Source organism: Actinosynnema sp. NPDC023794 (genome assembly GCF_040639675.1).
Taxonomy (GTDB): Bacteria; Actinomycetota; Actinomycetes; order Mycobacteriales; family Pseudonocardiaceae; genus Actinosynnema; species Actinosynnema luteola.
Genome location: NZ_JBFAFR010000001.1, coordinates 584019 through 602185, shown reverse-complemented (window position 1 = coordinate 602185; position 18167 = coordinate 584019). Strand labels below are relative to the sequence as shown.

Genomic DNA, 18167 nt, shown 5'->3' with positions numbered 1-18167 from the left:
GGCTTCATGAGCACAGACGAACGCTGGGCGCCGGCGGTGTGCACGCTGCCGACCGCGGAACGCCCGCTGCGTGAAGCGGAGTTCGACGAGCTGGTCACCACCGGCGACGTGGAGCGCCCGGACCCGACCCACCTGCGCATCACCCTCGACCCGACGCCGGAGACGGCGGCACGGGCGGCGGCGCTGGCCGTGCGCGAGACCACGTGCTGCTCGTTCTTCACGTTCGCCGTCGTGGCCTCGGCCGGGCGGGTGCGGCTGGACCTCACGGTCACGGACACGCATGTCGACGTGCTCGACGCCCTCCAGGAGCGGGCGGGTGAGGCGAGGTGACCGGGTTGCGCAGCGGGCAGCTCGCCGAGGCCGCCGGGGTGAACCACCAGACGTTGCGCTACTACGAGCGCCGAGGCCTGCTGTCCGAACCGGAGCGCACGCCGGGCGGCCACCGCGTCTACCCGCCGGAAGCGCTCACCGTGTTGCGGATGATCAAGGCGGCGCAGCGGCTCGGTTTCACGCTGGACGAGATCTCCGACCTGCTCGACGTGCGCCGCCGACGGCTCGGCCCCCGCCGCGAGCCGGGGCTGCGGGACCGGGTCGCGGTCAAGCTCGCCGAGGTGGAGGCCAGGATCGTCGACCTGGAGGTCGTCCGCGACACGCTGCGCACCGCTCTTGACTTCGGCTGCGACGACCTGGTCACGTGCGCGCACGCGCCGTCCTGCCCGATCCCGTTCGCGGATCCGGGCGACGACGCCGGTTGCGGGGCGTGCTGACCTACTTTGAGCGGTTGTGGCACACCGGACCTCTGCTCCATGGAGGGCGTTTGAGCGCCTGAATGAGTGGCACGGGCCAGCTCGGAGAGTTAGTGGGCGCGCGATCACCGGTCACGAACCGGTGGGAGAACCGCGACAACTGATGAAACCGCGCCCGGGGCCGGGACGTGGCGGTGCGGCGGCGTGTCTGATGGAAAGGATGAGTTTTCGCCGCAGACCGCCGCAGAGGGGAACGTCGTCGTGAACGTCCGGACGCACGACCGAGAGGCGGTGTCGAGCTGCCCCTTTCGTCACGACGAGGCCTTGGAGCCCGACCCCTTCCTGACCCGGATGCGGACCGAGTCGCCGGTCGCCAGGGTCCGCCTGCCCTACGGCGAGGGCGACGCGTGGCTGGTGACGCGCCACGACGACGTCCGCGCGGTCACCTCGGACCGGCGGTTCAGCCGGGCCGCGCTGGTCGACCGCGACTTCCCCCGCATCACCCCGGCCCCCATCACCCAGCGCGAGGCGATCAACCTGATGTACCCGCCCGCCCTCAACCGGGTCCGCCGGCTGGTCCTCAAGGTGTTCTCGACGCCCCAGGTCGAAGCGCTGCGACCGTGGGCGCGGCGGACCGTGGACACCCTGCTGGACGCGATGGTCGAGCACGGCCCGCCGGCGGACGTGGTCGAGCACCTGGCGGACCGGCTGCCCCTGATGACGATCTGCGAGCTGCTGGAGATCCCCGAGCCGGACCGGCCGGCGCTGCGGCGGTGGGCGACCGCGATGATGTCGATGAGCCCCGCCGACCGCGAGGCCGCCACCGCGGCCAAGACCGGGATGCGCGCCTACTTCGACCGGCTCACCGCCGCACGCCGCCGCGACCCCGGTGACGACCTGGTCAGCGCCCTCGCCACGGCCCGGGTCAGCGACGAGGTGCTGACCGACGCGGAGCTGTCCGTGCTGGTCATGCTGCTGGTCGTCACGGGCCACGACACCACCACCTACGAGATCGGCGACATCACGTACACACTGCTCACGCACCCCGAGCACCTGGAGCGGCTCCGGTCGGGACCGGAGTCGCTGCCGCGGGCCATCGAGGAACTGCTGCGGTTCATCCCGTTCCGGCAGGGCGGCGGCATCCCGCGCGTCGCCCTGGAGGACGTCGAGGTGGGCGGCGTGACGATCAGGGCGGGCGACGCCGTCCACGTGTCGTACCTGACCGCCAACCGCGACGGGTTCGCCTACGAGCGGCCCGACGAGATCGACTTCGACCGCGAGAACCCCGTGCCGCACCTGACGTTCGGCCACGGCAGCCACCACTGCCTCGGCTCCCACCTGGCCCGCATGGTCCTCCAGGTGGCCGTCGGAGGGCTGCTGGCCCGGTTCCCCACGCTGCGGTTGGCCGTGCCGGCGCGGGACGTGCGGTGGAACACCGTCTCGATCTGGCGGTGCCCGCTCGCGCTGCCCGTCGCCTGGTGAGGGCGGGCTCGTGGCCACGCTGTGCCGACCCGCCGTCGCGGTGCCCGAACACCTCATCACCCGTGAGCAGACCCTGGAACTCGCCAGGGTCCTGCACCGCGACCACCCGCAACTCGACCTCGCGTTGCGGCTCATCGACAACACCGGCGTCCAGACCAGGCACATCCTCCAGCCGATCGAGGACACCCTCAGGCACCCCGGCTTCGCCGTGCGCAACGCCCTCTACGAGAAGGAGGCCAAGTCCAGGGTGCCGGAAGTGGTGCGACGGGCGCTGGAGCACGCCGACCTGCCGGCGGCCGAGATCGACCTGATCGTGTACGTCTCGTGCACCGGTTTCATGATGCCGTCGATGACGGCCTGGCTGATCAACACCATGGGTTTCCGGTCGTCGACCCGCCAACTCCCGATCGCGCAACTCGGGTGTGCCGCAGGCGGTGCGGCGATCAACCGCGCGCACGACTTCTGCACCGCCTACCCCGGGGCCAACGTGCTGATCGTGGCGTGCGAGTTCTGCTCCCTGCTGTACCAACCGACCGACCTCGGCGTCGGCAACCTGCTGTCCAACGGCCTGTTCGGCGACGCGCTGGCCGCGGCCGTGATGCGGGGCGAGGGCGGTGAGGGCGTGCGCGTCGAGCGGAACTGCTCGCGCCTGGTGCCCGACACCGAGGACTGGATCGCCTACGAGGTCCGCGAGACCGGGTTCCACTTCCTGCTGGACAAGCGGGTGCCCGGCACGATGTCCATGCTCGCGCCCGCCATGCGGGAGACGGCCGAACCGCACGGCTGGGACATCGCGGGCCTCGACTTCTACATCGTGCACGCGGGCGGGCCTCGGATCCTGGACGACCTCGGCAAGCACCTGCGGCTGCCGGCGGAGACGTTCCGGTACAGCAGGATGACGCTCACCGAACGCGGGAACGTGGCCAGCGTCGTCATCTTCGACGCGCTCGAACGGCTCTTCGCCGACGGCGGGGCGGGGCACGGCGCGCGAGGCGTCATCGCCGGTTTCGGCCCCGGCATCACCGCGGAGATCGCTCTCGGCACCTGGAGCGCGCCACTCCTGGCGGGGACGACGTGACCACGTGTGGGAGGCTGCCGGCATGCGTTGCGGGATCGTGCTGCCGTTCTTCGACGCGCCGGAGGTGGCGTCGTGCGCGGCGTTGGCCGAGAGGTGCGGCTGGGACGGCGTGTTCCTGGCCGAGTCGGTGTGGGGCGTCGACGCCTGGGTGGCGTTGACGGCGGCGGCGATGCGCACGTCGTCGGTGAGGTTGGGCACGATGCTGACGCCGTTGCCCCGGTTCAAGCCGTGGGACGTGGCGTCCAAGGCGGCGACGCTGGACCGGTTGTCCGGCGGGCGGGTGCAGCTGTCGGTCGGGCTGGGCGCGCTGCACCCCGGGTGGACGGCGTTCGAGCGCGCGACGAGCCGGGCGGAACGGGCGTTGCTGCTGGACGAAGGGCTCGCGGTGTACGACGGGCTGATGCGCGGGCAGCCGTTCTCGTTCCGCGGGCAGCGCTACGACGTGCGGGAAACGGACTTCTTCCCACCACCGCCGCCCGTGCAGCGGCCACGGGTGCCGGTGTGGGTCGTGGGCGCGTACGGCCGCCCCGCGTCGATGAGGCGTGCGGTGGCGTGGGACGGGTTGCTGCCGAACGTGATCGACGGCGGTGAGGCGCGTGGTCCGGCGAACCCGTCGGAGTTGGCGGCGGTGGTGGCGCGGGCGCGGGAACTGCGCGCGTCCCTCGGGCTGCCGTGGGAGGGGTTCGACGTGATCGCCGAGGGCGTGGCGACCAGCGTCGGCGAGTGGGCCGACGCGGGCGCGACCTGGTGGGTCGAGTCGGACTGGGAGACCACGGTCGACGCCGTGCGCGACCGCATCACGGCCGGGCCGCCGTCGTCCTAGAGCGCGGCGAGGACCTGGTTCGCCAGCTGCTCCGGGGTGTGCAGGTCGCCTCGGAGGACCAGCGTGTCCGCGGGCAGGTCGGCCCGTGCGGCGACGCAGCGGTCGACGTTGCCCAGGCGGAAGGCGCGGATCTTCGTGTCGGCGTCCGGGTTGTGCGGGTCCATGACCTGGTTGTTGATGCGGCGGCGCAGCTCGTCGGCCGGTACGTCCAGGAAGACGTGCAGGAGCGGGACACCCGCGGCGGCGAGGAGCCCGAAGATCTCCTCCCGGTAGGCCGGCTCGACCAGGGTCATCGGCGTGATCAGGTGACGCCCGTACTCCCGGTGCAGGGTTGCGGCGAACTCGGCGGTGAGCTTGCGCCACGGCGGCATGTCCTGGAAGTCGCCGCTCTCCGGCAGGGGAGCCCACTGTCGCAGCAGGTAGCCGACGTACTCGGGGTCGAACGACAGGGCGTCCGGCAGCCGCCGACCCAGCTCCTCGGCCAGGGTCGTCTTGCCGCCGCCGAACGCGCCGTTGATCCAGACGATCATGTTCACCACATTAGGTGACTTCGGGCCCCCGTCCGGAGGCGGGCCCGGCCGGGACATACTGACCGGTATGACGACACTCGACCACTGGGGCGGCACGAGCCGGCACGTCGACCTGGACGGCGCCCCGGTGCACTACGTCGACTTCGGCGGCGACGGACCGCCGATGGTGCTCGTGCACGGCCTGGGCGGCTCGCACCTGAACTGGTGCCTGATCGCGCCCCACCTGGTCGACCGGCACCGCGTGCTGGCCGTCGACCTGGCCGGGTTCGGGCTCACCCACCCCGAGGGACGTGCCACGACGGTGCCCGCCAACGCGCGGCTGCTGGAACGGTTCCTGGCCGAGGTGGTCGGCGAGCCGGCGGTGCTCGTCGGCAACTCGATGGGCGGGATGATCGCGATCCTGCACGCCGCCCGCCGTCCCGCGTCCGTGACCGCGCTGGCGCTGCTGGACCCCGCCGTGCCGCTGGCGTTGGGCGCGCGGTTGGACCCGCAGGTGACGGCGGCGTTCGCGATGTACGCCGTGCCGGGGCTCGGGCAGTGGTTCCTGACGAAGTCGCGGACCGGGGTGTCGACGCGACGGCAGGTCAAGCGGGTGCTGAACCTGGTGTGCGCGAACGCGAAGTCGGTGCCGGAGGAGATGGTCCTGGCGTCGATGTCGTTGCTGGAGCAGCGCGCCGAGATCCCGGGGCTGGACGAGGCGTTCCTGACGGCGGCGCGCTCGGTCGTGTGGACCGGCGCCACCAGACGGCGGTACTACGCGGCGATGAGCAGGGTGCGCGTGCCGGTGTACCTGATGGCGGGCGACGAGGACCGGCTTGTTCCCGTGGCGTCGTCCCGGGAAGCCGCCCGCCGCAACCCGTCGTGGCGCTTCGAGGTCCTGGAGGGCGTCGGCCACGTGCCGCAGCTGGAGGTGCCGGAGCTGGTGGCGTCGCGGATCAAGGACTGGCTGACGAACCCGGGCGGTTGAGGAACTTCGCCCAGGCGTTGCGCGGGAAGGACAACGTCGGCCCAGTGGGGTTCTTCGAGTCGCGGACGTCGATCGCGTCGGGCACGAACCTGACCTCGACGCACGCGGGGTTCTCGGCGCTGCGACTCGACTTGAACCAGTCGGTGCGGTCGCTCACTCCAACTCCTTGCCGATCTGCTCGATCAGACCCAGTGATTCGACCCGGTCGAGCGCGGAATCCATCGCCTGGCTGTGGGCCAGACTGTACTCGCGGATCCGCATGGGCTGATCGATCAGATCGGTGGTCGACACCGTCTCCTGCCACACCAGGTCGGGCAGCCTGCTGCTGGCGAAACCCAGGAGGTAGAAGGTCGACCCGCCGATGGCGTTGTGGTAGTCGGCGCTGAACGGCACGATCCGGACGTCGAGCGTCTCCGGGTGCTGGTCGATCTTGGCGGCCAGGTGCTTGAGCTGCGCCGCCATCACCTCCCGGCCGCCGACCATCTGCCGCAGTCCCGACTCCGTGATCACCGTGGTGAGCCGGAGCGGGTCGTCGCCCTCCAACCGCTCTTGTCGCTTCATCCTCACTTCGACCCGGCGGTGCGCCTCGGCCAGCCGGATGCTCGGCGCGCCGCCGTTCATGATGGCCATCGCGTAGTCCCGGGTCTGGAGCAGGCCGGTGATCATGCCCGCGCTGTAGGCGCGAATGCTCTCGGCGCCGGCCTCGAAGCCGAAGTACCGCAGCACTTCGGCGCTGAACATGGCCGAGTAAGGGCTCCACCAGGCACGCTTGCCCGCCGCCTCGCGCAGTTCCTGCAGTTCTTCGACTTCCGCTTCGTCGAACTCCAAGATGGCGGCGAGTTCGGCGAGCTTGCTCGCGTTGATCTTGAGCTTCCCGTTCTCGACGCCCGAGATGTACGACTGGCTCGTGTCGATGGCCTGCCCCGCCGACACCGCGGTGACATCCATGAGCTCACGGCGCTCTCGCAGGCGGAGACCCAGCTCCCAGCCGGCTACAGATGGTGACATTGCCATGATTCATCACCCGATCGAGTTGTGCTACTTGCTAATATTAGCTCCACTCGTCACGATCATAACAGAGGCGGAGACGGGAGAGGTCATGGGTCGGGCTCGGGTGCACTTGTGGGCGCAGGTTCCAGGCGATGTGTGGATCAACTACGAGGTGGAGCCGGGGGGAGGGGCGGTGGTGTTCAAGATCGGTCAGGACGTGGAGCTGTTCATCGATCCGAAAGCCCTGACGAAGATCAGTGAGGCGGCGGCGGAGGCGGCCGAGTTGGCGGGCGCGGTGGCGGCCGACCACCTCAGCTCGCGGTCGAGGTGACCAGTTCGTCGAAGCCCGCGCGGATGCCGTCGGCGAGCACCTGGACGTCCGGCACGCCGTCGAAGTCCGCGTTGATGCCGAAAGTGATCTGATCGAGGTAGGAGAAGATGCCGACACTGATGCGGACGGTGCTGGCGATCGGCACGTACGGGTAGATCTCGGACAGCCGCCTGCCCAGCATGAACAACGGGATGCGGGGGCCGGGGACGTTCGTCGTGACCGTTTGCAACAGCTGCTGCGGGAAGCGCATGGCGGTGCGTGAACCCAGCGCCAGCAGGGTGGGTGCGGCGAAGTTCGACAGGTTCGTGAGGACGTCCGCGCCGGCCGCCTGACGGCTGCTCTTGAGGTCGTCCATCTGTTCCCGGATCGACGCCAGTCGCGCCAACGGGTCCGACTCGCTGACGGGGAGGTTCACCAGCACCGCGCTGACGCGGTTGTTCAGCACGCCGCGCTCGGCGGACGACCGCATCGACACCGGCACCATGCTGCGCACCACCTGACCGTCGGCCAGGTCGTCGCGCTTGGCGAGCAGGTCGCGGAAACCGCGCGTCACGGCCGCGAGGATGACGTCGTTCACCGTGCCACCGGTGACCCGGCGGACGGCCTTGATCTCGGCGAGGTCCGCGCGGGCCCACACCCACCGCCGGTGCGGTCCGATCGGCCCGTTCAAGGTCTTCGGGGTGCCGACGGCGAGTCGCCGGGCGGTCGTCGGCAAGCTGCCCAGCACGGCACGGCCGACGTCCAGCACCTCCGAGCCGCTGCGCAACCGCTTGGCCAGCGCCGGGAACTTGGCCAGGTGGGTGACCGGCGTCAGCACCGCGTCGCGCACGCCGTCCACGACGAGGTCCAGGGTCGACGGGCCGGCGGCGGGCCGCCACCGCACCGGCTCGGGCAGGGGCGCGTCCTCACGCCAGTCCAGCAGCACCTGCATGAGGTCACTGCCCGCGACGCCGTCGATCAGGCAGTGGTGGACCTTGGAGATGATCGCCCACCGACCGTCTTCCAGGCCCTCGACCAACCAGACCTCCCACAACGGCTTGGCCAGGTCGAGGCGTTGCGCGAAGAGCCGTCCGGCGAGGTTGCGGAGCTGGTCGTCCGCGCCCGGCGACGGCACGGCGGTGTGCCGGACGTGGTAGAGGATCTGGAAGTGCTCGTCGTCCACCCACACCGGTCGGCCGACGTGCAGCGGGAGCGCCTTGACCCGTTGCCGGTAGCGCGGCACGGTGCCCAACTTGGCCGCGAACAACCGCACCACGTCGCCGTACGACGGAGCCGGGCCTTCGAACACCAGGACCGACCCGACGTGCATGGGCACGTTCTCGTCCTCGATGAAGAAGAAGCCCGCGTCCATCGCGCTCATCCGGTCCATCGCCCGACCGTAGGCCTGTACCGACCCGGCGGTCCAGGACAGCGCCGCGCAAGAATCGAGACTTGCCGGTACTGGCGGAATCAACCGCCACGAAACATCATGGTCACCTGGGGTTCGCGCTCGACGCGGAGCGGGGGAGGGGCCATGTCTGCACTGCCGCACGTCCCACCGGATGACTCTGACCTGCGTGAAGAGCTGTCGTCCGAGCCAGGTCCGGCGCCGGGCCTGCTCTGGTACCTCACCGAACCGACCCGCACCGCCGTCGCCATCGGCCAGTTCGCGGCCACCCGGTCGTTGTTGCGGGCCGCTCCCAGCGGCGACGGCCACACCGTCCTCGTGCTGCCGGGCCTGGGCGCGACCGACGCCTCGACCGCGACGCTGCGCAAGTTCCTCGCGGGCCTCGGCTACGACGTCCACGGCTGGGGTCTCGGCCTGAACATCGGCCCGTCGGTCGGCGTCGTGCGCGGCATGCGCGACCTGCTGAGTGAACTGGCGGTGAGCGGCAAGGTGAGCATCGTGGGCTGGTCCCTGGGTGGCATCTTCGCCCGCGAACTGGCCCGTGAACATCCCGGCATGGTCCGCCAAGTGATCACCCTGGGCAGCCCCTACGCCATGACCGACCTCCGCCAGACCCGGGTCAACCCGGTGTACCGACTACTGGCCCGGTTCTACGTCGCCGGCGCGGACATGCCACCACCGGAACACACCCGGCCACCCTTCCCGGTCCCGTCCACGTCGGTCTACTCGAAGTCCGACGGCATCGTCGCCTGGCAGACCTGCGTCTGCACCCCCGCGGCCCGCCAGGAGAACGTCGCCGTCACCTCCAGCCACCTCGGCTACGGCTACAACGCCACCGTCCTCTGGCTGATAGCCGACCGCCTCGCCCAACGCCGGAACCGCTGGCACCCCTTCACGCCACCGCCGGGGATGTCCCGGATGTTCCCGGCCGCCTGACCCCACCCCGAACCGACCGAAAGCACCACCCCCAACCGCTCCGAACCCCACCGGCGTTCCGCCCGATCCTCGGCGCGACCGAGGAGCTGGCCTGGGAGAAGGCCCACCGGACGGTGGACGCGATCAAGTCCCGCACCGGGGGAGCGAACCCGCTGACCCGCAGGCACTCGCTGAAGAACCCGGAGAACGCGGGCTCGCAGCGGCTGCTGGAGATCGCCGGGCGCGGTGATCGCTTCGACCGCGCCCTGTGGACGCCGACCGCCGCCGCGACCGGTGGCGCGGGCAACTCCAACGCGCTGGTCGGCACGCCGGAGACCGTGGCGCAGGCGTTGTTGGACTACTACGACCTGGGCGTGGGCGTCATGTCCGCGCGCGGCTACGACATGGTCGACGACACGATCGACTTCGGTCGCCACGTGATCCCGATCGTGCGGGAGGAAGTGGCCAAGCGGGACCGGGAACGCGCCGCCGCGGTGGTGGCGTGACGACCCTCGTCGCCCGCCGGGTCGGCTGGGAGGACCCGGCCACCTCGCCGTTGAGGGAAGAGCTGACGCACGAGTACGTGTCCCGCTACGGCGACGCCGCCCGTGCGGAGCTGACGCGGTACGACCCGGCCGTCTTCTCCCCGCCGCGCGGCACGTTGGTGCTGCTGTTCGAGGGCGGCGCGGCGGTGGCGGGCGGTGCGTTCATGCGCCACGACCGGCGCACGCCGAGTTGAAGCGGATCTGGACCCACTCGCGGCACCGCCGTCGCGGCCTTGCCCGCCGCGTGCTCGCGGAGCTCGAGCGCGAAGCCGTCCGCTTCGGTTACGCGCGGCTCTACCTGACCACGGGGCCTCGGCAACCGGAGGCCCGCGCGCTGTACCTGGCGACCGGGTACACGCCGCTGTTCGACCTGACCGCGGAAGCCCTTCCGCTCCTGCCGTTCGAGAAGGATTTGAGGTGATCCATGCGCACGCGCTGCCTGTTGCTGCTGACCTCGGTGCTCGCGCTCGTCGTCTCGGGGTGAACCCGGGCGGGCCGCGGTCGCGGGTGGACCGGGGTTCTTCGACATTCCCCGTCCGCCCGCCTGCGGTGTCCCGAAGCGTTTCCGCGGTCTCGCGGGCTTTCCTGGGCACTTCGGAGGCGCCTCCACGGTAATGATCACCTGTTCCACCCCTTGTGTTGACCACCGCTTCACCCCAGGGTTCAGCGCGGCCCGTTGGCTCCGACGGGCATCCCTGACGGAGGTGGAGCATGTCCCCTGCACGCAAGATCGCCGCGTCCCTGTTCGCGGCCGCCGCGCTCTCGGTGTTCCTCACGACCCCCGCGCACGCGGCGACCGACGCCGAACTCGCCTTCCACTGGGCGCCGGTGCACTACCAGGACACCGACTCGTCCGACTACGACGCCGACTACCTGTCCACTGTGGACTTCGACGGCGAGTGGAACACGTTGGACAACTGGGAGGCGCAGGACGACTCGTTGGCGCGTCTCACCGGTGCGGCGTACTACTCGGTCGTGGAGACGTCGACGCACTGGTTCCTGGTCTACAGCTTCTACCACCCGCGTGACTGGGAGGACTTCGCCGACCCGTTCGAGCAGTTCACGCACGAGAACGACATGGAGGGCCTGCTGGCGACCGTGCGCAAGGACGGTTCGGCGTTCGGCAGGCTCGAAGCGGTGGTCACGGTGGCGCACAGCGACTTCTACTCGTACGTGCCGGCCGGCAGCACGTTCACGTCCGGGCGTGAGGGCATCGACGGCACGCTGCGGCTGCAGGGAACCCGGCCGACCACGCGCCAGGAGGCGAAGGGGCACGGGCTGTACGCGTGGAACGGCGCGGAGTTCCCGGGTGGTGACGGTGTGGTGTACGTGCCGAGCACCACGGGCGAGGTGCCCTCGGGCGGCAACGACCGTTCGGTCGGGTACCGGCTCGTGGACACCTTCGCGGCGGGCGGGTTGTGGGCGCAGCGCAACAGCTCCACGACGTTCGCGAGCTGGGGCACGTTCCGGGGCGACAACGGCAAGGACAACTCCGCGAACAGCGCGTGGGGCTGGGACGACGGCAACGACGGCAGCGACCTCCAACGAGGCCTCCTGGCCACCGACCCGGCCTACCTGGTCTCCGTCTACTTCGCCAACCGCGGCACCTTCAGCCTGACCTACACCCGCAACTCCTACCGCTGACCCCCTCGCGTGTCGAACCTCCGCGTCCCGCGTGTCGAACGTTCAGGACCACCGTGTCCTACGTTCAGGACCGCCGAATTCAACGCTCAGAACACGGCCGGCTGTCCTGGGTGTTGAACTCGGGGGTCCTGGAGGTTCGACACGCGGGGCCTGGAGGTTCGACACGCGGGGGTGGTGTGAGAGTGGTTACGTACGGTCACGGCCGGTGAGGATCTAGTCTCCGGTGATGACGCTGAGGCTCGACACCGCCGGCCCGGTCGCCACGCTGACCATCGACCGCCCGGCCAAGCGCAACGCCATGAGCTACGACATGTGGTCGGCGCTGCCCGGCCTGCTGGCCCAGGTCCGGCACGACGACGACGTGCGCGTGCTCGTCGTCCGCGGCGGCGAGCACTTCTCGGCCGGCGCGGACATCAGCGAGTTCTCCACCCTCCGCAACGGCGCGGACGGCGCCGCGAAGTACAGCGAGGCCGTCCACAACGGCGAACGCGCGATCGCCACCCTCGGCAAGCCCACCATCGCCGCCATCACGGGCTTCTGCATCGGCGGCGGCTGCGAGATCGCGCTGGCCTGCGACCTGCGCGTGGCGGCGGCCGACGCCCGGTTCGGCATCACGCCCGCCAAGCTCGGCATCGTCTACAACTTCACGTCCACCAAGCAGCTGGTCGACGTGGTCGGCCCGGCTTGGGCCAAGCAGATCCTGTTCAGCGGCGAGATCGTCGACGCGGCCACCGCGCTGCGCATCGGCCTGGTCAACGAGGTCCACCCGGCCGACGCCCTGGACGCCAGGGTCGGGCAGCTGTCCGAGACCATCGCGGCACGCGCGCAGGTCAGCGTCCGCGGCGCGAAGCAGATCGTCAACCGGATCACCGACGGTCAGCACGACGAGGACGACGCCGTGCGCGCGCTGTACGACGAAGCCGTGCACAGCCGGGAGTACGCGGAGGGCGTGGCGGCCTTCTTGGAGAAGCGGGCGCCGAGGTTCTGAACCGCCGGCACGCGGGTACCTCGACCGCATGACCGAACAGCCGCTCGAAGGCGACCCGAACGACCCGGACCAGCACATCAACCCCGACCCGCCGCACTCGCCGGGCACGCCGGAGCCGCCCGACCTCGACGTGGACCCGGAGCGGTTCCTCGCCGAGGGCGAGCGGCGCGGGCAGGAAGACGAGCCGCCCTCGTGAGAGGACCCTCCCGGTCTCGGGAGGGTCCTCCGGGACGAGGTCCCCTGGCGGGAGGGTCAGTCGTCGTACTTGTTCGTGTCACCGGGCCATTCGCCGGTGAGCCGGTCGTAACCGGTCGCGCCGCCCCGGTCGATCGCGGCCTTCACCAGGCCGAAGATCGCGCCCTGGACGGACGCCGCCAGGAGCACCTCGCCCCAACTCCGGTCCTTCTGGGTCGGGGTCGGCGCCTCCTTGGTGCCGGTGATCAGCTTCCACACCTGGCCGAACAACGCGCTGGCGGCCAGACCGCCGAGCACGCCGAACAGCATGCCGAGGGGCCGGTACAGGAGCTTGTTCACGTTCACCGCCCCCTCCGCAGGAGCCTCCACAGCACCAGCACGACCGCCGCGACCCCCGCCGCGACCGCCGCGGGGTGCCGGCGAGCCTGCTGCACGCCCCGCTCGACGCGCTGCTGCACGGGCGGCGGCAGCGCCTCGACCGCCTGCGCGGCCTTCGTGCCGACCTGCTCCGCGACCACACCGGCCTTGACGCTGACCTGATCGGCCACCTCGCCGGCCTTGTGGCTCACCTGCCCGGCCACCTCGCTCGCCTTGTGGCCGACCTGCTCCGCCACCTCGCCGGCCTTGTGGCTGACCTGGGACGCCGCGGCACCCGCCTTCTCGCCGATCACGGCGGCCTTCTCGCCGACGGCCGCACCGGCCGCGCCGGCCGCCGCGCCCGCCTTGCCGACCTGCTCGCCCGCCTTGTCGGTGGCGCGGCTCACCTTGGCGGTGGCCTTGCCCGCCGCCGCCGACACCGCCGCGTTGGCCCGCGTAGCGGTCTCCTTCACCTGTTCCACTCCTTCATGCGCCTTGTCCTTCACCCGTCCGGGCACGTCGGTCTTGTGCACGAGCGCTTCCACCGTGTCACCGAGCTCCCGCCGGGTCTGCTCGACGTCGGCGCGCAACTCGTCCGGGTCGGTGGGGCCGTTCTTGCCGCTCATCGGTGTGCCCTCTCGCTCACGGTGGCGATGTCCTGCTTGACACCCGCTATGGCTTCCTCCGGCACCGGCGGGGTGCCGCGTTCGAGCTGCTTGCGGCCGATCAGCGCGAGCACGCCCGCGACGACGAGCACGGCCGCCGCGACGACGAACGCCGCGATCCACGCCGGCATGACGGTCGCCAGCAGCAGCACCAGCCCCGCGAGCACCGTCATCAGGCCGAACCAGGCCAGCACGCCCGCGCCGCCGAGCAGCCCGGCCCCCGCGCCGACGCGCTTGCCCTTCGTGCGCATCTCGGACACGGCCAACCGGATCTCGTCCCTGGCCAGCCTGCTCACCTGCTCGGACAGCCTGTTCACCAGTTCCGCGGTGGACGGTTCCCGCCCGGCGACACGTTCGGTGCCGCGGTCGCTCACGCGACCGGTCCCGCGGTCGGTGATCCGCGCGGCGGCACCCGCGGTAACCCGATCGGCGCCCGTGTCAGCCGCACGGGTGGCGGCGACGTGACTCATGGCCGTCTCCTCTCTCCACTCGCCCTCCGACTACCCGGAAACGCGTGGGTGTACGCACCGTGTTCGGGGGAAACCCGTCGCCCATGGCGCACGCACCGGAGGTGCCCACCCAGCTGCCGAGGCGCTCGTGGTGGGCCGTGCTGAAGAGGACGGTCAAGGAGTTCGGAGACGACAACCTCACCGATTGGGCCGCCGCCCTCACCTACTACGCGGTGCTGTCGCTGTTCCCCGGTCTGCTGCTGCTGACCGCGCTGCTGGGGTTGCTCGGCCCGGACGCCACACAGTCCATTGTGGACAGCCTGGACGCGCTGGGGCCCGGCGAGGCAAAGGACACCATCGCGGGCGCGATCGAGAACCTGCAGAGGTCACAGGCCAGCGGCCTGCTGGCGATCGTCGGCCTGGTGACGGCGCTCTGGTCGGCCTCGGGCTACGTGGGCGCGTTCATGCGCGCGTCGAACTCGATCTACGACGTCGAGGAGGGCAGGCCGTTCTGGAAGGTCATCCCGCTGCGGCTGGGCCTGACCGTCGGCGTGGTCGTGCTGCTGGCGCTCACGGCGCTCGGCGTGACGCTCACGGGAGGCGTGGCCGAGTGGCTGGGCGAGGTGCTCGGGCTCGGTTCGACGTTCGTCGCGGTGTGGGACGTCGCGAAGTGGCCGGTGCTGTTCGTGCTCGCGAGCCTGGCCATCGGCCTGCTGTTCTGGGCCTCGCCGAACGTGCGGCAGCCCAGCTTCCTGTGGATCACGCCCGGCGGCCTGCTGACCGTGGTGGTGTGGGTCGCGGCGTCGCTCGGCTTCGCGTTCTACGTGGCGAACTTCGGTTCCTACAACAAGACCTACGGCTCGCTGGCCGGTGTGATCATCTTCCTGGTCTGGCTGTGGATCTCGAACCTGGCCCTGCTGCTCGGCGCCGAGCTGGACGCGGAGCTGGAGCGGGGCAGGCGGATGGAGGCCGGACAGCCCGCGGGGCGGGACCCGGTGGCCCCGCCCCGCGACACGGCTGCGATGGACTGACTGAGCTGCTGGAGACCCGACCCGGTGGAGGTCAGGTGGAACCCGGCCCGGTGGAGGTCAGGCCTGCTGCTCGGAGACCTGCTTGCGCACTTCTTCCATGTCGACCTTGCGCGCCTGCTCGATGAGGTCCTCGAGCGCCGCCTCGGGCAGCGCGCCCGGCTGCGCGTAGAGCACGACGCCGTCGCGCACGATCATCAGGGTCGGGATCGACCGGATCTGGAACGCCGCGGCCAGCTGCTGCTGCGCCTCGGTGTCGACCTTGCCGAACACGATGTCGGTGTGCTTCTTGGCGGACTTCTCGTAGGTCGGGGCGAACTGGACGCACGGCCCGCACCAGCCCGCCCAGAAATCGACCAGGACCATCTCGGAGCCGCCGACAACCTCGTCGAAGTTCTCCGCGGTCAGCTCCACGGTGGCCATAGGTCCTCCTTGCTGTGGACGCGGGGGTCGCCCCCCTTGTACCCGGATCAACGATGGTCGCTCGCCGACAATTCCCTTCAACAAGCAGTGGACGCCTTCAACAGAACGTTGTAGCTTTCGGTTCACCCGAATGCAGGAGGTGTCCCGTGCGCAGGACCGCAGCCCTCGCCCTGTCCCTGTTCGCGCTGGTGGCGTGCGGTACGCCCGCCGAGAACCCGCCGGCCGGGTCCGGCGACGACCTGCCGTCGTCCTCGGCGATCGTGGACGCTGTCACCAAGGACGACGCCCTGGCCGCGACCCTGCCGGCCGCCATCGCCCAAGCGGGCAAGCTGCGCGTCGGCTCGAACATCCAGAACCCGCCGAACAACTTCTACGCCGCCGACGGCAAGACCCCGGTCGGTTCGGAGGTCGACCTGGCCAAGGCGCTCGGCGCCAAGCTCGGGCTGACCGTCGAGCACCAGGACATGGCGTTCGGCTCGCTCATCACGAGCCTGCAGGCGGGCCGGATCGACGTGACCATGGCCGCGATGAACGACACCCCGGAACGGCAGCAGGCGATCGACTTCGTCGACTACTTCACCTCCGGCATCACGATCATGGTGCAGAAGGGCAACCCGGCGGGCGTCAAGAGCCCCGACGACCTGTGCGGCAAGTCCGTCGCGGTCAACCTCGGCTCCAGCCAGGAGACCTACGCCAAGCAGTTCCAGTGCCTGTCCGGCGAACCCATCAAGGTGACGGCCACCGACAGCGACACGCAGAACCAGAACCAGCTGCGCACCGGCCGCGTCGCCGCCATCCTCAACGACCTGCCCACCGCCGTGTACGTGGCCAAGACCGCCGGTGACGGCGAGTTCTTCGAGGTCGTGGACCTGGCCCCGATCAACGGCGGCCCGTACGGCATCGGCGTCGACAAGAACACCCCGGAACTGACCGCAGCGCTGCAGAAGGCACTGCAAGCACTCATCGACGACGGCACCTACGGCAAGATCCTCGAAGCCTGGGACGTCGAGCAGGGCGCCGTCACGAAGGCGACCGTCAATGGCCGGTGAGGACGAGGTGGACGACCTGGTCGTCGTTCCCCTGCGGCACTGGGGGCGGTGGGTCGTCGGCGCGGTGATCCTGGCACTGCTCGGCGCGCTCGGCTGGGCGCTGGCCGACGCGAAGATCGACTACGCCGCGGTGCCGGGGTTCTTCACCCACGACATCATGCTGCGCGGCCTGGTCAACACGGTCGTGCTGGCGCTGGCCGCCCAGGCGGGCGCGATCGTGCTCGGCGTGCTGATCGCGCTGCTGCGCCGGTCGGCCAACCCGGTCGCCCGCTGGTTCGCCGCCGGGTACGTGTGGCTGTTCCGCGGCCTGCCGGTGCTGTTGCAGATCCTGCTGTGGTTCAACCTGGCGCTGGTGTTCGAGAACATCTCCATCCCGGGGCTGTTCGAGGAGAAGACCAACGTCCTGGTGACCGCGTTCGTGGCCGCGCTGCTCGGGCTGGGGCTCAACGAGAGCGCCTACATGGCGGAGATCGTGCGGGCCGGGCTGAACAGCGTGGACCACGGCCAGGTCGAGGCGGCCAAGGCGATCGGCATGACGCCCGCGACCACGTTGCGGCGCGTCGTGCTGCCGCAGGCCATGCGGGTGATCATCCCGCCGACCGGCAACAACTTCATCAACATGCTCAAGGGCACGTCCATGGCGTCGGTCATCGGGTTCCTGGAGCTGATCCACGCCGCCAACAACATCGCCTCGCGCAACCTCCAGATCATGGAGACGCTGCTGGCCGCCGCCGCGTGGTACATGGTCGTGGTCAGCGTGGCGAGCGTCGGGCAGCACTTCCTGGAGCGCTACTACGGCAAGGGGGTGGCCCGGTGACCCTCGTGCGGGCGGTAGGGGTCCGGAAGTCGTTCGGCCACACCGAGGTGTTGCGGGGCATCGACCTGTCCGTGGACGCGGGCCAGGTGGTGTGCCTGCTCGGGCCGTCGGGCGCGGGCAAGTCGACGTTCCTGCGCTGCGTGAACCACCTGGAGACGATCGACGCCGGTCGGATCTGGGTGGACGGCCAGCCGGTCGGGTTCACCTCGCGCGGCGGGAAGCTGTTCGAGCTGCGCGAGCGGGAGGTGGCGCGGCAGCGGCGCGGTGTCGGCATGGTGTTCCAGCGGTTCAACCTGTTCCCGCACCGCACGGCGGTGGAGAACGTCGCCGAAGGCCCGGTGCACGTGCTGCGGACGCCCCGCAAGGCGGCCGTGGACGAGGCGCGGGCGTTGCTGGACCGGGTGGGGCTGGCCGACAAGGCCGACTCCTACCCGCACCAGCTGTCCGGCGGCCAGCAGCAACGGGTGGCGATCGCGCGGGCGCTGGCCATGCGGCCCAAGCTCATGCTGTTCGACGAGCCGACGTCGGCGCTGGACCCGGAGCTGGTCGGCGAGGTGCTGGACGTGATGGCGGACCTCGCCCGCGACGGCATGACCATGATCGTGGTCACGCACGAGATCGGGTTCGCCCGGCAGGTGGCCGACGAGGTGGTGTTCCTGGTGGACGGCGCGGTGGTCGAGACCGGACCGCCGGGTCAGGTGCTGGACAATCCGCGACAGCAACGCACGCAGCAGTTCCTCGCGAAGGTGCTCTAGGTG

General features: G+C 70.5%; 25 protein-coding genes. 17 read left to right on the top strand and 8 right to left on the bottom strand.

What is annotated here, in order from left to right; all coding sequences use genetic code 11:
* Positions 1 to 6: 6 nt before the first annotated feature.
* From AB0H12_RS02700 to AB0H12_RS02680, 5 genes are all read left to right on the top strand, one after another.
* Positions 7 to 330: a hypothetical protein gene (locus AB0H12_RS02700; RefSeq protein WP_499620292.1), complete on the top strand. Its 324-nt coding sequence runs from the start codon at positions 7 to 9 to the stop codon at positions 328 to 330.
* Positions 327 to 767 (top strand): MerR family transcriptional regulator, encoded by a 441-nt coding sequence (locus AB0H12_RS02695; RefSeq protein WP_499620291.1) that lies wholly within the window; start codon positions 327 to 329, stop codon positions 765 to 767. The genes AB0H12_RS02700 and AB0H12_RS02695 overlap by 4 nt, the downstream gene beginning before the upstream one ends.
* Positions 768 to 1070: 303 nt before the next feature.
* On the top strand, positions 1071 to 2228 hold the full coding sequence (locus AB0H12_RS02690; protein ID WP_499620289.1) for a cytochrome P450: 1158 nt from the start codon (positions 1071 to 1073) through the stop codon (positions 2226 to 2228).
* Positions 2229 to 2238: 10 nt separating this feature from the next.
* Positions 2239 to 3306: a type III polyketide synthase gene (locus AB0H12_RS02685; protein WP_499620287.1), complete on the top strand. Its 1068-nt coding sequence runs from the start codon at positions 2239 to 2241 to the stop codon at positions 3304 to 3306.
* Between the two features lie 22 nt (positions 3307 to 3328).
* On the top strand, positions 3329 to 4129 hold the full coding sequence (locus AB0H12_RS02680; RefSeq protein WP_499620286.1) for an LLM class flavin-dependent oxidoreductase: 801 nt from the start codon (positions 3329 to 3331) through the stop codon (positions 4127 to 4129).
* Here AB0H12_RS02680 and AB0H12_RS02675 read toward each other — a convergent pair.
* A complete protein-coding gene (locus AB0H12_RS02675; RefSeq protein WP_499620284.1) occupies positions 4126 to 4659 on the bottom strand; it encodes a P-loop nucleotide/nucleoside kinase family protein in 534 nt (177 codons plus the stop codon). The genes AB0H12_RS02680 and AB0H12_RS02675 overlap by 4 nt on opposite strands.
* 67 nt (positions 4660 to 4726) lie before the next feature.
* Here AB0H12_RS02675 and AB0H12_RS02670 point away from each other — a divergent pair, with 67 nt between their 5' ends.
* On the top strand, positions 4727 to 5626 hold the full coding sequence (locus AB0H12_RS02670; protein WP_499620282.1) for an alpha/beta fold hydrolase: 900 nt from the start codon (positions 4727 to 4729) through the stop codon (positions 5624 to 5626).
* On the opposite strand, the gene AB0H12_RS02665 is transcribed toward AB0H12_RS02670, so the two are convergent.
* Positions 5595 to 5783, bottom strand: a complete 189-nt coding sequence (locus AB0H12_RS02665) for a DUF397 domain-containing protein (RefSeq protein WP_499620280.1) — start codon at positions 5781 to 5783, stop codon at positions 5595 to 5597. The genes AB0H12_RS02670 and AB0H12_RS02665 overlap by 32 nt on opposite strands.
* Positions 5780 to 6634, bottom strand: a complete 855-nt coding sequence (locus AB0H12_RS02660) for a helix-turn-helix domain-containing protein (protein ID WP_499620279.1) — start codon at positions 6632 to 6634, stop codon at positions 5780 to 5782. Before AB0H12_RS02660 ends, AB0H12_RS02665 begins: the two co-directional genes overlap by 4 nt.
* 91 nt (positions 6635 to 6725) lie before the next feature.
* On the opposite strand from AB0H12_RS02660, the gene AB0H12_RS02655 reads away from it, so the two are divergent.
* Positions 6726 to 6947, top strand: a complete 222-nt coding sequence (locus AB0H12_RS02655) for a hypothetical protein (protein WP_499620277.1) — start codon at positions 6726 to 6728, stop codon at positions 6945 to 6947.
* Here AB0H12_RS02655 and AB0H12_RS02650 read toward each other — a convergent pair.
* Positions 6928 to 8316, bottom strand: coding sequence for a WS/DGAT/MGAT family O-acyltransferase (locus tag AB0H12_RS02650; protein ID WP_499620275.1), 1389 nt, complete (start codon positions 8314 to 8316; stop codon positions 6928 to 6930). The two genes, AB0H12_RS02655 and AB0H12_RS02650, sit on opposite strands and share 20 nt — an antisense overlap.
* Before the next feature lie 144 nt (positions 8317 to 8460).
* Here AB0H12_RS02650 and AB0H12_RS02645 point away from each other — a divergent pair, with 144 nt between their 5' ends.
* The 6 genes from AB0H12_RS02645 to AB0H12_RS02620 all read left to right on the top strand — a co-directional run bounded on the left by AB0H12_RS02645 (position 8461) and on the right by AB0H12_RS02620 (position 12622).
* Complete coding sequence (locus AB0H12_RS02645) at positions 8461 to 9270, top strand: lipase family alpha/beta hydrolase (RefSeq protein ID WP_499620273.1); 810 nt, start codon at positions 8461 to 8463, stop codon at positions 9268 to 9270.
* Positions 9177 to 9755: an LLM class flavin-dependent oxidoreductase gene (locus AB0H12_RS02640; RefSeq protein WP_499620804.1), complete on the top strand. Its 579-nt coding sequence runs from the start codon at positions 9177 to 9179 to the stop codon at positions 9753 to 9755. Before AB0H12_RS02645 ends, AB0H12_RS02640 begins: the two co-directional genes overlap by 94 nt.
* A gap of 25 nt (positions 9756 to 9780) precedes the next feature.
* On the top strand, positions 9781 to 10215 hold the full coding sequence (locus AB0H12_RS02635) for a GNAT family N-acetyltransferase (RefSeq protein ID WP_499620802.1): 435 nt from the start codon (positions 9781 to 9783) through the stop codon (positions 10213 to 10215).
* A 290-nt stretch (positions 10216 to 10505) separates the two neighbouring features.
* Positions 10506 to 11438 carry a hypothetical protein gene (locus AB0H12_RS02630; RefSeq protein WP_499620271.1) on the top strand — a complete coding sequence of 311 codons (933 nt, stop codon included), beginning with the start codon at positions 10506 to 10508 and terminating at the stop codon, positions 11436 to 11438.
* Positions 11439 to 11664: 226 nt separating this feature from the next.
* Complete coding sequence (locus tag AB0H12_RS02625; protein WP_499620269.1) at positions 11665 to 12426, top strand: enoyl-CoA hydratase/isomerase family protein; 762 nt, start codon at positions 11665 to 11667, stop codon at positions 12424 to 12426.
* A gap of 28 nt (positions 12427 to 12454) precedes the next feature.
* On the top strand, positions 12455 to 12622 hold the full coding sequence (locus AB0H12_RS02620; protein ID WP_499620268.1) for a hypothetical protein: 168 nt from the start codon (positions 12455 to 12457) through the stop codon (positions 12620 to 12622).
* Positions 12623 to 12678: 56 nt separating this feature from the next.
* On the opposite strand, the gene AB0H12_RS02615 is transcribed toward AB0H12_RS02620, so the two are convergent.
* From AB0H12_RS02615 to AB0H12_RS02605, 3 genes are read right to left on the bottom strand one after another with little or no spacing between them, the layout of a single operon-like run.
* Positions 12679 to 12966, bottom strand: coding sequence for a DUF4235 domain-containing protein (locus AB0H12_RS02615; protein WP_498721234.1), 288 nt, complete (start codon positions 12964 to 12966; stop codon positions 12679 to 12681).
* On the bottom strand, positions 12963 to 13604 hold the full coding sequence (locus tag AB0H12_RS02610; RefSeq protein ID WP_499620266.1) for a DUF3618 domain-containing protein: 642 nt from the start codon (positions 13602 to 13604) through the stop codon (positions 12963 to 12965). Before AB0H12_RS02610 ends, AB0H12_RS02615 begins: the two co-directional genes overlap by 4 nt.
* Complete coding sequence (locus tag AB0H12_RS02605) at positions 13601 to 14113, bottom strand: phage holin family protein (RefSeq protein WP_499620265.1); 513 nt, start codon at positions 14111 to 14113, stop codon at positions 13601 to 13603. Before AB0H12_RS02605 ends, AB0H12_RS02610 begins: the two co-directional genes overlap by 4 nt.
* A gap of 83 nt (positions 14114 to 14196) precedes the next feature.
* On the opposite strand from AB0H12_RS02605, the gene AB0H12_RS02600 reads away from it, so the two are divergent.
* Positions 14197 to 15123, top strand: coding sequence for a YihY/virulence factor BrkB family protein (locus AB0H12_RS02600; protein ID WP_499620264.1), 927 nt, complete (start codon positions 14197 to 14199; stop codon positions 15121 to 15123).
* A gap of 57 nt (positions 15124 to 15180) precedes the next feature.
* Here AB0H12_RS02600 and trxA read toward each other — a convergent pair whose 3' ends face one another.
* Entirely contained in the window at positions 15181 to 15543 is a 363-nt protein-coding gene (trxA, locus tag AB0H12_RS02595) for a thioredoxin (protein ID WP_230570585.1), read from the bottom strand.
* Positions 15544 to 15689: 146 nt separating this feature from the next.
* Between trxA and AB0H12_RS02590 the strand changes: the two genes are divergently transcribed.
* From AB0H12_RS02590 to AB0H12_RS02580, 3 genes are read left to right on the top strand one after another with little or no spacing between them, the layout of a single operon-like run.
* Positions 15690 to 16592 (top strand): ABC transporter substrate-binding protein, encoded by a 903-nt coding sequence (locus tag AB0H12_RS02590; RefSeq protein ID WP_499620263.1) that lies wholly within the window; start codon positions 15690 to 15692, stop codon positions 16590 to 16592.
* Entirely contained in the window at positions 16582 to 17409 is an 828-nt protein-coding gene (locus AB0H12_RS02585; protein WP_499620261.1) for an amino acid ABC transporter permease, read from the top strand. The genes AB0H12_RS02590 and AB0H12_RS02585 overlap by 11 nt, the downstream gene beginning before the upstream one ends.
* Positions 17406 to 18164: an amino acid ABC transporter ATP-binding protein gene (locus AB0H12_RS02580; RefSeq protein ID WP_499620259.1), complete on the top strand. Its 759-nt coding sequence runs from the start codon at positions 17406 to 17408 to the stop codon at positions 18162 to 18164. Before AB0H12_RS02585 ends, AB0H12_RS02580 begins: the two co-directional genes overlap by 4 nt.
* The last annotated feature ends 3 nt before the right edge of the window (positions 18165 to 18167 follow it).

Bases quoted from the DNA above. Each gene is read 5' to 3' on its own strand.
- AB0H12_RS02700 (WP_499620292.1), top strand. From the start codon at position 7: ATGAGCACAGACGAACGCTGGGCGCCGGCGGTGTGCACGCTGCCGACC.
- AB0H12_RS02680 (WP_499620286.1), top strand. From the start codon at position 3,329: ATGCGTTGCGGGATCGTGCTGCCGTTCTTCGACGCGCCGGAGGTGGCG.
- AB0H12_RS02675 (WP_499620284.1), bottom strand. From the start codon at position 4,659: ATGATCGTCTGGATCAACGGCGCGTTCGGCGGCGGCAAGACGACCCTG.
- AB0H12_RS02670 (WP_499620282.1), top strand. From the start codon at position 4,727: ATGACGACACTCGACCACTGGGGCGGCACGAGCCGGCACGTCGACCTG.
- AB0H12_RS02660 (WP_499620279.1), bottom strand. From the start codon at position 6,634: ATGTCACCATCTGTAGCCGGCTGGGAGCTGGGTCTCCGCCTGCGAGAG.
- AB0H12_RS02655 (WP_499620277.1), top strand. From the start codon at position 6,726: ATGGGTCGGGCTCGGGTGCACTTGTGGGCGCAGGTTCCAGGCGATGTG.
- AB0H12_RS02650 (WP_499620275.1), bottom strand. From the start codon at position 8,316: ATGGACCGGATGAGCGCGATGGACGCGGGCTTCTTCTTCATCGAGGAC.
- AB0H12_RS02645 (WP_499620273.1), top strand. From the start codon at position 8,461: ATGTCTGCACTGCCGCACGTCCCACCGGATGACTCTGACCTGCGTGAA.
- AB0H12_RS02630 (WP_499620271.1), top strand. From the start codon at position 10,506: ATGTCCCCTGCACGCAAGATCGCCGCGTCCCTGTTCGCGGCCGCCGCG.
- AB0H12_RS02625 (WP_499620269.1), top strand. From the start codon at position 11,665: ATGACGCTGAGGCTCGACACCGCCGGCCCGGTCGCCACGCTGACCATC.
- AB0H12_RS02620 (WP_499620268.1), top strand. From the start codon at position 12,455: ATGACCGAACAGCCGCTCGAAGGCGACCCGAACGACCCGGACCAGCAC.
- AB0H12_RS02610 (WP_499620266.1), bottom strand. From the start codon at position 13,604: ATGAGCGGCAAGAACGGCCCCACCGACCCGGACGAGTTGCGCGCCGAC.
- AB0H12_RS02605 (WP_499620265.1), bottom strand. From the start codon at position 14,113: ATGAGTCACGTCGCCGCCACCCGTGCGGCTGACACGGGCGCCGATCGG.
- AB0H12_RS02600 (WP_499620264.1), top strand. From the start codon at position 14,197: ATGGCGCACGCACCGGAGGTGCCCACCCAGCTGCCGAGGCGCTCGTGG.
- trxA (WP_230570585.1), bottom strand. From the start codon at position 15,543: ATGGCCACCGTGGAGCTGACCGCGGAGAACTTCGACGAGGTTGTCGGC.
- AB0H12_RS02585 (WP_499620261.1), top strand. From the start codon at position 16,582: ATGGCCGGTGAGGACGAGGTGGACGACCTGGTCGTCGTTCCCCTGCGG.